We start from the raw sequence: 12,422 nt of genomic DNA, 5'->3' as shown, positions 1-12,422 counted from the left end.
AATGATAGAGAAAGATCTTAGGTCCATTAGAAATTATTCAGCTATTCGCAGGAAATAAATTTATCCATTCAATCACTTCAGTCAATTCACTCAAATCCTCTACAATAAAATCTGCTTCGACACGATCCCATTGATCATCTTTTTTCCAAACCCCGATTAAACCAACATTTCGTGCAGCTTTTACATCGTTATCAGGATGATCACCAACAAAAACGGCCTCTTGAGGAGAAATAGAAAGGTGATCTAATGCCTTTTTAAAAATTCGCTGATCTGGCTTTTTCATACCCTCCCATTCAGAAATTAAAATAACATCAAAATATTCCTTTATGCCTAACGCCTTGATATTATCCATTTGAAACTTTCCATATCCATTAGTAATTATTCCTAAATGCAGATTTTTATTTTTCAAGTTCACGAGCATCTCAATTAGATATGGAAAAGGTACACAGTTATTCTTAAATTCACCTACATAATCATAAAGTAAGTCTTCCCAGGTGATCTTTTCAATCTTAAATTCATTAACCAATTGTTGATACACCTTGTCCTTCCAGACATATCCATGTTGGTCTAATTCAATGAATTTAGCAATATATTTCTCTTTTGGAATATGCCCAACTTCTTTATGTAATCTTTCATATTGGCGTTTAATGAAATGGATTACCGATTCATTTCTATTTAATAAGGTCCCGTCTAAATCAAATAGTGCTGCTTTGATCACCAAAAGATCACACTCCCTTTATTGATTCATTCTTGATCATTTAATAAAGTCCTCCTTCTTTTCATACTAATTTAAAATCATAAGACTGGAAAATTTTAAATAAAGAGTATCCATACATTTAGTGCTTATATAAAAAAGGAACCGCCCCAACTAAAGATTTGGCGATTCCATATTTGAATATCTATATTATTTGTCTACAGATTCGAGCGTATATAGAGAAAGGGTTGGATTCGGGTTAATCCAAGCGCTTTCAAATACAAAGGTCAGTTTATAAGTTTCGTTATCACTGTATGTGACATAGTAATTTCCTTCTTGCTCTACTTCGCTGACAGGCTCTCCAAGTAATTCCTTTACATCAAATAAATGAATGGTTTTCAGCTGTGGATCAAAATCATCAATGCCTGTAATTGTTTTTCTGCCTGTTGAATTGTCATATAAAAACCGAATATTCTTACTCCAATAATTGGCTGCAACTGTACTTAAATCCTCTGGTGAACCCCATTCTTTTTCAACTTTTTTCAAAGAATCACCAACAGAAAATGGACCACTACTGATCGTTTGCTGGGTTTCATACGCTAACCCCATAATTTTCCGAATCAACAGGTCTGGAGTCTCAGATGATTCTGTAGCAGCAGTAGCAAAGGCAGCACCACTAAACAAAAGGAAGACAAGAGTTAGAATCGAAAAGCCTCGTATTAATAGATTATCTTTTTTCAATATTACGCATCCTTTCCACAATTAATGATTCAATGTAACAACCTATAAAACAAAAATGATTTTTTGATCTACTTTGATATCAAAACGCGATATCCTTGATTCCCCACCCCTTTCGTACGTTTTAACAAATTTTCATCTATATAACGGTCTCTTTTTAAAAAAAGTCGCAACAAACCCAAAAAAAGGTCTAATTTACCAGAAAATAAGTCAAATGTACTGTTCCTGCTCACTTAATAAAAAGGGTAAGTAATACTTATTGTGGGATTATTTTAGTTAACGAAGAGGATGTAAAAGGAGATATCTTATTAGGCTCTTTTCCAAGAGACTTTTGTTTTTAAATAGGTTGATTGACGAAAACTGTTTCAGGTTGATTTGAGATGGTAGCGAGACTCCTGCTGCTTAGAGCGGCGGGAACAGGTGAGGCTTTTTGTAGAAGTTTACACCGAATTAGCTCACCTCCCACCCACAGGAAACAATTATCTAATGCTCCAATCAATCACTTCGATTTACTTTGTAAATAGCAACAAAGTTTGCAAAACAGCCACTTATAAAGATCTATGTAATTTATTATTTTTCATTTTAATTGCTTGCTTTACCTCCAAACGCAATAACATATCCATCTCTATCTCGAATGGCAAATTCATTCCAATGAGGATCTAGATATAAACCATAAACAATTTCTACATCTTTTGCTTTAAACTCATTAAACAGTAAATCAATTGTATCAGAATACGCAAAGGCATCCCATTGTGGACCGCCTTGAAGTGATGATAAAGGGCGAACATCAGCAGATTTACTAGCAGGATGTAAAATAAAAGTTAGCTGATCTCTTGAAACATGTACGTGTTTCATTTCATCTAAGCCGATTTCCTCATAATCAAATCCTAAAAGATCCCGATAAAATTCTGAAGACTGTATTATGTCTTTTACCAATAAAATAATGGATGAACCTTTAATTTTTCCCAATGCCTTTTGATTGTTCTGCAAATTTGGATTCCCCTTATAATAATATGCATGACATTGATCCGTATTTTAAAGAATTTTTAATTTAAATAGGATATTAATTTAATTTTATAACCATTCCCTTATACTATCTTGAACTTTTCCCTAATATACTTTCATTTCTTCTCTAACATCTTTATTGAAAAGATTTTCTTGATGAAAACGAATGGTAGTTTTATTAATTGTCTTCGAGATTATACGTACTTGAACAATAGAAGGTATTTCCCATTCTACTTTTTGCCTAGTTAATCGTAGCTGTTGAAATGGTTTAAAGATCCCGATTTCTCCTGCCCCTGATTTTGTTTTGTATTTCTGACATGACATGGTTGAAGAACAATGTTATGGCCTTCCCCTAGTCATAAATTCAATCCTCTCTCAGAAGTAATCATCTCCCATTCTTTCTCCTATGAGATAGATTTGTAGTGGGTGTTATAGTATTTTTATGTTCCAAACAACTCTTCGACTATTTAGTCCAGTAAATCTATTTATATTCCATATATTTTATTGAAAGGAGTTTGAAATAGAATTACAAGACATACATCCTTATCTCTATCAGATGTAAGCAGATTATTAGAAAATAAATTTACATGTAATATGGAACTAAAAAATCTAGTTTTGAAAGATGGCTCTCCAGCGCCTTGGGGATTTTTTTAGCTGGTACATCTTTTCTTTTTGAGGTGAAATCTTTTTAATTCATGGCATAACTTGATTATGCTTTATTCTAAGGTAAACTATATAATCTGTTGATATTCCCTCGAAACCCATTTGCCTGATCATTGCTGAAATATTCCCTCTGTGATAAGTTCCATGATTTACCATATGGTGGACAATTTCAGACATTTTGTTGTTAAATGGGTCACCCTTCATATTATTATAATGAATCATTCGTTCAAAATTTTCTGTTTTAGTTAAAAAGTGTTTTATCTCATTATAGAGTGCAGCAGATACTATACTCGTTTCTTCAATTGAACGAAATTTCTTTGTAGCCAGTTGTGATAAACTTTCCCCTTTTAAACGTGAATACCAGACTTCATCAGCAGCAACCATATGACCAAAAGTTTCTGCAATTGAAGGAAATACACTTTCTACTTTGCTTAAATAGATTCCTTTTGGCAAACCTTGCAAATGTTGCAGCAATTTTTCGTTCGCCCAAAAATGGTAATCAAATAATTGTAGCGTTAATTCTTTCATTTATTTGCTCTCCCTCTTAAATGTGAATTTTTATGCTATCTGTCTGTTGTTATTCATATTCATGGAGTAGGAATAGCTACTATATTACAAACTCAATTTGACCTGCACCACCAACTAATGCATACTCATAATTCAACTCCTTCATATCTCATTATTCTGTGAATCTATAAAAACTTGATTTATTCAAGTTAAACCCCTTTTGATTCATTTAATCCGAATGTAACCGTAAGCGAAAAACTAGCTGATAAATTGAGTTCTAGCTTTATTCAGCGACCAGCCTCTTTTATCGGCGTTTTCCCACCTTTATTCAGCGACTTTCATACCCTTTTCAAAGTTAACTACTTTTTTTCAGCGACTTTGCCTTTTTTATAAGCGTTTTCCCCTTTTTTTCAACGCTTTCCCCTTTATTCATCATCTCTGCCCTTTTTTACAGCGCACTATCCTAATTCTATATTTCACCTCAATATTTATAAGCTCTCTCCATTTATTTCGGCTAACATCAATTTTAGCAAAGACTTTTAATGAGACTCTTATTAAATAATTTCTTCCAAAAACTATTAACCATATGCGGCTGTTTCAAGAAAGCAGCGGCTCACCAAACTTCACCAAAACGTGCCATAAAAGCTTTAATTCCTGAAGCACTTCTTTATACTCTCCGCGATCACCCCAATTTTCCGGATTACGTGTTAAGTCCATAACAGCTGTTCCAATGGTGTGGGCATTTATAATGCCGTTTTTAGCAATACGCTTTGCCAGGGATGGCATAGTTGGACCTCTAAAATCTGAAGGAACTCTGTCAACCCCAAGAGCAAATCCCTTGTGCCAATATAGATCAATGGAATACTTTGCACATAATTGCTCTAAGTTTCCGCCTATTTTCGTTTCCTTGAAAGAAGGATCTGCAACTAACATTTCCACGTCTTCTTTTAAAGAAACATCGCCATGAACCTGGGCCTCAATATAGTGATTTAGATTTCGGCTTGACTCTCTTTTTGCAGGGTCTGGGAATGTCTTTTCAAGATTTTGGAGCAAATGATTGATTAGACTTGCTGGAGTTATATTGGTTTCCCCAATTGCAAAATCTCTTAAAAATGTCTCTTCTAATAGAGCAGCCATAATCATATCAAACTCTTCATATGTTCCCTTATCTTTTGGATTTTGATGGGAATCCAAATAGGTAAATGTGGAACGTTCTGACACCTCAGGAGAAAGGAGAAAATAGCATGATCCAAAACGGGGGGCAGGTCCGTCTGGATGTAACATGACATTTAATGCTCCATATTTAGGTCTTTCATTATTGGTTGTTCCCGCTAATTGATAAGCTCCATTAAAGATTTTCTCTTCCCATATGTCTCGTTGACCTCCAGGGTATGCGGATACGCTGCCATTCGATAAGAATGTTTCAAATTGACTTTTATATATTCCTTGCTCGAGTAGTGCTTCAGCAACGCTTTTCATTGTTGAATCGGGTCGATCTGGATGAAAATGCAAGGCAATTCTTGCGTGGGTTTTTAATTTATAAACCGCTTTTTCAAATAATACTTGAGAGAGATTAGACATGTTTAGTATTTGGTTAATGGTGGTCTGTGCATCTTGTTTGTGTTTTCTTGCATAGTTTGTCAGATGTTCAAGCGCTAATAATTGGGATTTTGTTAATTCTTTAAACAGACAACGTCACTCCTTTCATGCTTCCAAAAGCTTAATAAGTCTATGTATTAATATATTTTCTTCGTAGTCCTAAATAAGTATATTTTACGTTTACCGGTTCTATTACACGATGGTGGACTACACTCATTCCAATACTTTTTCATTATAATTGCAGTGCCGTTTCCAATTTTTCAAATTGTGTAGATGGATAGGTATCTTCCTCGTTTGCCATTAAAATCATTTCCGCCTGCCTTTTCAATAAATGAATTGGTAACTAAAGATTTTTAACTGATTGCTAATTTGTATCTTTATGTTCATCATCATTAACATGCACTTGGTTTAACAATTTGTTTTTTACTAAAAACTTTTTCAATTTTAATGACAGATGCAGAACCATCTTACAGAATATCCAATCGTTCCGCTAACTAAAAGCGGATTCGTTATCATTTAATAGTAAATTCTACATACAATACTGTTGTACAAAAATCAAGTTCTTTTCCTTGACTTTTTGTGTAGAAAAAGAAAAGCATCTCAAACATTCACTCTGGTTTGAGACACTCTCTAGTTAGATTCTATGCTGTTATCGTAGTTGTAACAATTACTGTAAATGCTTTGGCGGAGCTTTTTTATGCGCATTATACTGAACCTCTGCAAATAAGTCCTCTTCACTTTCAGGCTTATGCTGTTTATTTAACAGATTTAAAATTTCATTGATATGTGTAAGTTGTGCATTACTCGGTATTAAGTTAACGATTGTTTGTTTGAAATCTTCAAAATCTTTTTTTGTTACTGGCTTGGCGTCATCTTGTAATTCAATGCCTAATTGTCCATTCGGTTCTAGAGTTGCCCATTTTACGTCACTTATTTTAGAAACACTATTTTGTCTTAACTTCATTTCAAGCTGGTCAATTGATAATCGAAGTTTTTTTAAGTTTTTTTCATTCAAGATTCCGTTTTCAATGACAACCTTTGCTTTACCTGTAATCATCTTTTCAATCTTGTCAGATTTCAGTTGGATATACTCCATTATTAATAATGTAAAAACAAGGACAGCACCAATTAAAAAGGTTGTCCAAATGTTCTCCCCTGCTACAGGTTGAATTAGTAAAGCCCCAATTGCAATCATAATGACAGCTTCAGCCAATGTCATTTGTGAAATGGTTTTCCTACCTGCGATTCTCAACAGAACTGTTCCTGCAAAAACAATTAATATTGACTTCCAAATAAGGTCCCATATCATTAAATTCATACCACCATTTCATTTAAAACGAGTTGGTGATATCTTTCCCAACTTACCCTTTTTTATCCATTTCATGATTCATAAATCCTGAGAAAGGCGGATCATATCCCTGCAATGGATCCCATTTTCGATAATTTCTTCTTGATAGTGTCTAACAAAAAAATCTCTATCAATTCCAATCATTCTAAATCCACATTTTTGATAAAGAGCAAGTTGGCCTAAACTTGAATTTCCAGTCCCAACTTCTATCGTTTTATATCCTTTCCTTTTGGCCATTTGGATGGCATGGGATAACAAGTGCTTCCCAATCCCTTTCTTTTGTACCTCTTCTGCAACTGCGATGTTCACCAATTCAACAGTTTCAGGTCTTGTAGGAAGAAGCACATAGACCCCAATCACTTTATTTTCCTTTTCAGCTATAAAGCATTCCCCTCTCTTTACATACTCGTTAACGATGATTTGAGAGGGATCTGCTAATAATAGTAAATCCATAGGAGGTTTTTCATCTTTAAATAGATTTCTGATATTCATATTGCTCTCCCCAGTTCTTTGTATAATTTCCATATTATTTCTTACTTTGTTACCAATGAAAAACAACCCAATTGTTGTCCTCATGTATACTTGGTTGGCGGTAGTTTCGAGTCAAATAGTCTTATATAACCTAATACAAATATAAAAAAGAACAGGCAACCCGACCTGTCCAATAAATAGATGAAATTTAAACCACTATTCATTCATTCCTAGTGATGTTAGATAATTCTTGACTAGTTTTTCAGCTTTTTCTTCGGAATTCACCCCAAAATCAGATGTCATCGTACGTGTTATAGCTAGCAATTGCTCCTCTTTGATTCCTGCCGTTAAAAATCGGTCTACAACATAAGCCACTGTTTCATCAATCTCTTTTTCCATTAACAATCTAGTCATTTCAACATTTTTCCCCCTACCATACTAGAACACAAAACGAAATATGATAAGATTTACTATAACGTGAAAAAGGTGAAAAATTTGTAAATCTGTGTCGTTGTCGAACATTTTTTTTATTTTGTTGTCATTTTTCCATGCTTCTGCTTATTTGTTATTGGTTTCAATACCTCTTCTAAGAAAACCTGGTATAAATAAAGAATAACCGAACTTGAAACACTTAGGAAAACGAGTTGAATCCTCGACATATTTTTCATTTTATAAATATTTACCTTTTCAAATAATGTTGTGAGCGGATAGGCAAAGAAGATACCTAATCCAATGTTTATTGTTAAATAAAGCCAAAAGCGTCCCAAAGTAAGTTTAAAAAGCCAGATCGGCAAAAAAATAAATGGACCAAATGCGAAAGGGAAATTTGAAGGTAATTTAGGTAAAATGCTTTTTTTTACTACCCACCATTTTGTTTTCTCGTTTATGGCACTTAAAATCGTATACAAGAATGCGGTTAGAATTCCCACTGGCAAGTATCGTTTAAATGAAAATTTATCAAGTTTAAATAAAGAAGCCCATGATATGATAAGTACTCCGTATAAAATAACTTTTATTTTCATACATTTTCCTCCAGTTTGCTATTAAACATATCTTTCCCAGAAATACAACAATTTAAAAAAACATATGGAGTTTTAGTTAAAAAGGAAATAGTTCGTTAAAAACATATTGTACCTTTGTTGCTCAAGCCATCCCTATTTTATTTATAGTTTTGGGCTCCGTCATCATATAACACTACTTCAGCCATGTGTTAAGTGTATTCGAAAGCCAAGTGACCCCTTTGTTAAACGGAGGTACATGGTGCAAAATAACCAACAATTCTAAAAAATTATTCTTGAGAACCCTAAAAAGATTGAAATGTTATAAAATGGTTAAATTACGTTTTTGAAGCACAAAGAATACTTAGCTCTTTATGATGGCAAAACAGAAAAAATAAAGTTTAATTATCATTTTCACTTTTCAAAAAGATTATGTATAAGAATGGGGACCGATAAATTAGGATGAAATGGTGGAATAACAGTACTCTTAATAGTTCTTGGATTTGCTTATTTAAAATGAGGATAAAAAGATAAAATGAGAAAATCTGAGGTTATTCTTATCGTTAAATGTAGCACCAAATAGCGTCAAAAAAAATGCATTGGAACTATCTTACCTGAAGCTAAATTAGACCAAAAATAGACTGAGGATTTTACTGCCTGTTTTAAGTTGGAATATTTTTGGTCTGAATTAGCTTATAACTCAAAAAATAAATCCGAATTACAAAAAATCAGGTAAATCATTTATATACATATTTAATGCATCTTTGTTTGATTTTAATGATGCAAGAGTTTTTTGATTAGGAGAAGTATATATGGTAGGATAGTCTATTTCATCAAGCTCTTCTCTAACTTGAAATGCTAATTTTTCCTCCCTTAAAGAAAATTCAGCTTGTACTCCTGGTTTATTTCCCCTGGTATCTAATCGGATCCAGCGATTGATTGAAGTTAAATAAACACCATTAAGCGCATGAAGGGAGTATCCTTTATCAGGCGTATCAAATATCATTAATCTTTGATAACAAAACCCTACAGGTATTTGTACGGCCCTTAATAAGGCTGCGAACAAATTTGATTTTGCATAACAAATGCCTTCTTTATACTGAAGAACCTCTGAAGCTTTACAGGTTACTCTATTACTCTGAATATCCCAGGAATGAGATACTTGATCCCTAACAAATTCAAAGGCTGTTTTTACCCTTTCTACCTCTGACATCTCCTGATAAAACAATTCATGTACCTTACTTTGAATCATTGGATGCGAGTAATCAACAGTGTCTTCTTCTTTTAGATAATTCATTAAATCAGACGACTCAGGTATGAGCTGCTTCATTATTGGTTGTGTAACGTCTATTTTATCGATGAAAATCACCTTCTACATTGTTTTCTATATATTTTCGATAAATAACTACATTTTCCTTTTTTATACACTGGAAACACTAGAGTATCGCAAGCTCTCTAAGTAACATACATTATAAATTGACTAAACATAAGGAGCTGTTAATCGTGCGTTTTACAGTCATTACAGGACAATTTCCGGGTCATCCCGGGTATGAGATGGTTCATTATCTTTATCCTTCTGATTATCACCCTCAAATTGTTCCATATATATGGTTGCATCCTTCTTTTCTTCCCCCTGGTCAACATGGGATACACCATGTATATTATTTAAGATAATGTTGTTTCCATCAATAATCATACAATGATTTATCCTTTTAAATAAAGAATGATAATAGCCAAAATGATGAATCCGATCTGAAAAAATGGTCCAATTCCTGAAGTATAAACGATATGAATTTTAACATAAAGAAGTATATTAACGATAAGAATGATGAGCAATAATAAGCCTAATAACAAAATTAAATGTTTATTTTTATTTCTAGACAATCGATCAGCCCCTTTATGGAAGCTAGCTATTGTTATTGATGGAAGACATTAAGCTTACCCATATATTTTGCCTTTATCAAACTTTATGATAGATATACCTTGTATTATTCTGGAAATAACGTTCTTCCCAGCAATGTTTAAAGGCGCTCTCCTTTAAGAATTGCGCCTTAATTTACCATTTTTATTCTTTATGTATCATTTCACACAGCTTTGCTGTCATTTCTTCAATCGCTTGTTTCGCTCTTTCTACAGTCCCAATCATATTAATAAAACTATGAACAAGGTCATCATAATACAATAATTCCACTTGTACATCATCTTCTTTCATCCTCTCACCAAAGGTTAAACCCTCTTCTCTTAAGGGATCAAATTCAGCTATCACAAGCAAGGTATGTGGTAGGTGTTTCATAGATGTCAACTTAAGTGGTGATGCGTATATATCTAAGCCCTCAGAGGGATGATTTAAATAATGACTCCAAAACCATTGCATTTTCTCATTTGTTAAATTGAATTTGTAATTTGCTTTATAAGATAGTGTATCAAAGCTATAATCCATAACAGGGGTAATCAGGAATTGATGTGATAACTTGCAGTATACATCATCTTTAAAATGGATTGCTGCAGCTGCTGCAAGGTTTCCACCAGAGCTTTCACCCCCAATAGCAATCCTCGCTGAAATCCCATTTAGTGTTCTCACATGTTGAAAGGTCCATTCCACTGCCTCTATGGCATCATGTAAGGCAGCTGGATACTTATGCTCAGGCGACAAGCGATAACCAACGGAAACAACAACGATTCCTGCCTCACTTGAAAAATACCTGCAAACATTATCACAGCTTTCTAAATCTCCGAACACCCAGCCTCCTCCATGAAAGTAAACGAGAACCGGGAATGGTCCAGATCCTTTCGGAGTGTAGATACGTATAGGTATATCATGACCTGATTTAGAAGTAATGACCGTATTTATAATCGTAACATTATTAACTGGAATCGGTATGAAATAGCCTCTGGCAATTTTGTAATAATCTCTTGATTGTTCTGGTGTAAGCACATCCAGTGGCGGATGGTTAAGTTCCACCATCTTTTTACTAATCGTTTTAAGTAATTTCGTTACTTGCGGGTTAACTGCTGTTTTTATCATTATTCGATTAACTCATTTCTACTATTAATTTTATTTATAATTTCTATTTTGATATTCATTTCTTTCAGCTTTTTCTCAATGGATACTTTCTCCCCAATAATCAAAGACGCCTTCTTATGATGCAAATCAATTCTTTCGATTACTTTTCCACCTAACTTGTTTAAAATCGGTATCACAATCCGATTGCGGATATCAGGCTCACCGATAATCCTATTTGCCCCATATTGATGGAATAAGAAAATGATCATCGCTCTAATGATAGATAATCCATCATCTTTATTTAAAAAAGCTTGTGGACCGATCAGCAAGTGCATACCTAGATCACCTGTCTGATAATCGTAATACTCCCTTATCGGATCATCTTTAACCGAGTATGCAACCAAATAACATACAGGTATTTCATTAAAGGAACCAATATAAATATCTTTATGCTTCGCTTCAATCGAATTACGTAACCATTCTTTAAACTCAAGGATAGGAAGATTGAGCTTCCAAAACGGTGCAATATGTTTTTGGTGCATCCAGTCATAAAGTAAATCCAAGTCATTCTCAAACTGGACATGGCGGAATGTAAAGTTTTCTACTCCCTCCCCATTTACTACATGTAATTCAGTTTTATTTTTTTGCTTTAGCAAATTCTTCTCCTCCGAAACTTAATTAATAATGATTCTCAATATCATCTATAAATGATTATATGAAGCTGAAATAACACTTGTCAACTAACCTTTTCTTTATAGAATAAGTATTTCTTTTTTAATGAATATAATTGATTTTTTATGTCCATTTTAAAGGTAAAACAAATACGAGGGACTAATATGATTTTCGATACATTTTCCGAGTTTTATAAAAAAAATATGAAACTTAATGAAGAAATAATCAAAGCATGGTCTGATAAAACATTATTCACCTATCATTGGTGGGTAGGTGTTTTTCTGTTCATTTTGCCCTACATGCTTTGGTTTAAATTTAGAAAAAGAAATAGTGTTGATAGACTGCACTATGCTGGAATTTTTGTTGCATTTGCTTCTTCAACATTGGACTATGTAGGGACATTTTTTGGATTGTGGAAGTATGATTATGAAGTCATTCCGATCTTGCCAACCTACACCCCTTTTAGTTTTTCAGTTCTGCCAATTACGGTGATGTTTATTTTACAAATTAAGCCAAAGATTAATCCTTTCCTTAAAGCTTTAGCTTTTGCAGTATTTTCCTTGATTGCTTTACCAATAGTACAGGCACTCGGGATATATGACCCAGTAAAATGGAATTATTTTTATTCATTTATCATTCAATTTATCATGTATTTAATTGCACATTACCTTGCTTCAAGAAACAGATTTGCTGAACTAAAAGAGCAATAAGAAATGTTGAAAA

At 33.5% G+C, this 12,422-nt stretch carries 15 protein-coding genes; 1 reads left to right on the top strand and 14 read right to left on the bottom strand.

Features of this window, described 5'->3' with window-relative positions; genetic code table 11:
• Window positions 1–37: 37 nt before the first annotated feature.
• The 14 genes from WQ54_RS20875 to WQ54_RS20810 form a co-directional block, all read right to left on the bottom strand.
• Window positions 38–718, bottom strand: coding sequence for an HAD family hydrolase (locus tag WQ54_RS20875; protein WP_046587346.1), 681 nt, complete (start codon window positions 716–718; stop codon window positions 38–40).
• Window positions 719–904: 186 nt separating this feature from the next.
• Window positions 905–1,435 (bottom strand): DUF4309 domain-containing protein, encoded by a 531-nt coding sequence (locus tag WQ54_RS20870; protein ID WP_046586951.1) that lies wholly within the window; start codon window positions 1,433–1,435, stop codon window positions 905–907.
• A gap of 579 nt (window positions 1,436–2,014) precedes the next feature.
• Window positions 2,015–2,422 (bottom strand): VOC family protein, encoded by a 408-nt coding sequence (locus WQ54_RS20865; RefSeq protein ID WP_231597597.1) that lies wholly within the window; start codon window positions 2,420–2,422, stop codon window positions 2,015–2,017.
• A 708-nt stretch (window positions 2,423–3,130) separates the two neighbouring features.
• Window positions 3,131–3,628 (bottom strand): DinB family protein, encoded by a 498-nt coding sequence (locus WQ54_RS20855; RefSeq protein WP_046586949.1) that lies wholly within the window; start codon window positions 3,626–3,628, stop codon window positions 3,131–3,133.
• A 576-nt stretch (window positions 3,629–4,204) separates the two neighbouring features.
• Window positions 4,205–5,296, bottom strand: a complete 1,092-nt coding sequence (locus WQ54_RS20850; RefSeq protein WP_046586947.1) for a DUF3626 domain-containing protein — start codon at window positions 5,294–5,296, stop codon at window positions 4,205–4,207.
• Between the two features lie 577 nt (window positions 5,297–5,873).
• A complete protein-coding gene (locus tag WQ54_RS20845; protein WP_046586945.1) occupies window positions 5,874–6,515 on the bottom strand; it encodes a DUF421 domain-containing protein in 642 nt (213 codons plus the stop codon).
• A 78-nt stretch (window positions 6,516–6,593) separates the two neighbouring features.
• A complete protein-coding gene (locus WQ54_RS20840) occupies window positions 6,594–7,046 on the bottom strand; it encodes a GNAT family N-acetyltransferase (RefSeq protein ID WP_046586943.1) in 453 nt (150 codons plus the stop codon).
• A gap of 195 nt (window positions 7,047–7,241) precedes the next feature.
• Window positions 7,242–7,439 carry a hypothetical protein gene (locus tag WQ54_RS20835; protein ID WP_156178034.1) on the bottom strand — a complete coding sequence of 66 codons (198 nt, stop codon included), beginning with the start codon at window positions 7,437–7,439 and terminating at the stop codon, window positions 7,242–7,244.
• Between the two features lie 113 nt (window positions 7,440–7,552).
• Window positions 7,553–8,047 (bottom strand): hypothetical protein, encoded by a 495-nt coding sequence (locus WQ54_RS20830; RefSeq protein WP_046586940.1) that lies wholly within the window; start codon window positions 8,045–8,047, stop codon window positions 7,553–7,555.
• A gap of 694 nt (window positions 8,048–8,741) precedes the next feature.
• Entirely contained in the window at window positions 8,742–9,320 is a 579-nt protein-coding gene (locus tag WQ54_RS20825) for a transglutaminase family protein (RefSeq protein WP_231597596.1), read from the bottom strand.
• Between the two features lie 222 nt (window positions 9,321–9,542).
• Window positions 9,543–9,719: a hypothetical protein gene (locus tag WQ54_RS33825; RefSeq protein WP_156178033.1), complete on the bottom strand. Its 177-nt coding sequence runs from the start codon at window positions 9,717–9,719 to the stop codon at window positions 9,543–9,545.
• Between the two features lie 8 nt (window positions 9,720–9,727).
• Window positions 9,728–9,907 carry a hypothetical protein gene (locus WQ54_RS20820; protein WP_046586938.1) on the bottom strand — a complete coding sequence of 60 codons (180 nt, stop codon included), beginning with the start codon at window positions 9,905–9,907 and terminating at the stop codon, window positions 9,728–9,730.
• Window positions 9,908–10,088: 181 nt separating this feature from the next.
• Window positions 10,089–11,048: an alpha/beta hydrolase gene (locus WQ54_RS20815; protein ID WP_046586936.1), complete on the bottom strand. Its 960-nt coding sequence runs from the start codon at window positions 11,046–11,048 to the stop codon at window positions 10,089–10,091.
• The gene (locus WQ54_RS20810; protein ID WP_046586935.1) at window positions 11,048–11,683 is read right to left on the bottom strand and encodes a GNAT family N-acetyltransferase; all 636 of its coding nucleotides are present in this window, start codon (window positions 11,681–11,683) and stop codon (window positions 11,048–11,050) included. The genes WQ54_RS20815 and WQ54_RS20810 overlap by 1 nt, the downstream gene beginning before the upstream one ends.
• A gap of 180 nt (window positions 11,684–11,863) precedes the next feature.
• Between WQ54_RS20810 and WQ54_RS20805 the strand changes: the two genes are divergently transcribed.
• Window positions 11,864–12,409, top strand: a complete 546-nt coding sequence (locus WQ54_RS20805) for a CBO0543 family protein (RefSeq protein WP_046586933.1) — start codon at window positions 11,864–11,866, stop codon at window positions 12,407–12,409.
• The last annotated feature ends 13 nt before the right edge of the window (window positions 12,410–12,422 follow it).

The sequence above is a fragment of the Bacillus sp. SA1-12 genome (assembly GCF_000981385.1).
GTDB lineage: Bacteria > Bacillota > Bacilli > Bacillales > Bacillaceae > Metabacillus.
This window is presented reverse-complemented; position numbering and strand designations above follow the sequence as displayed.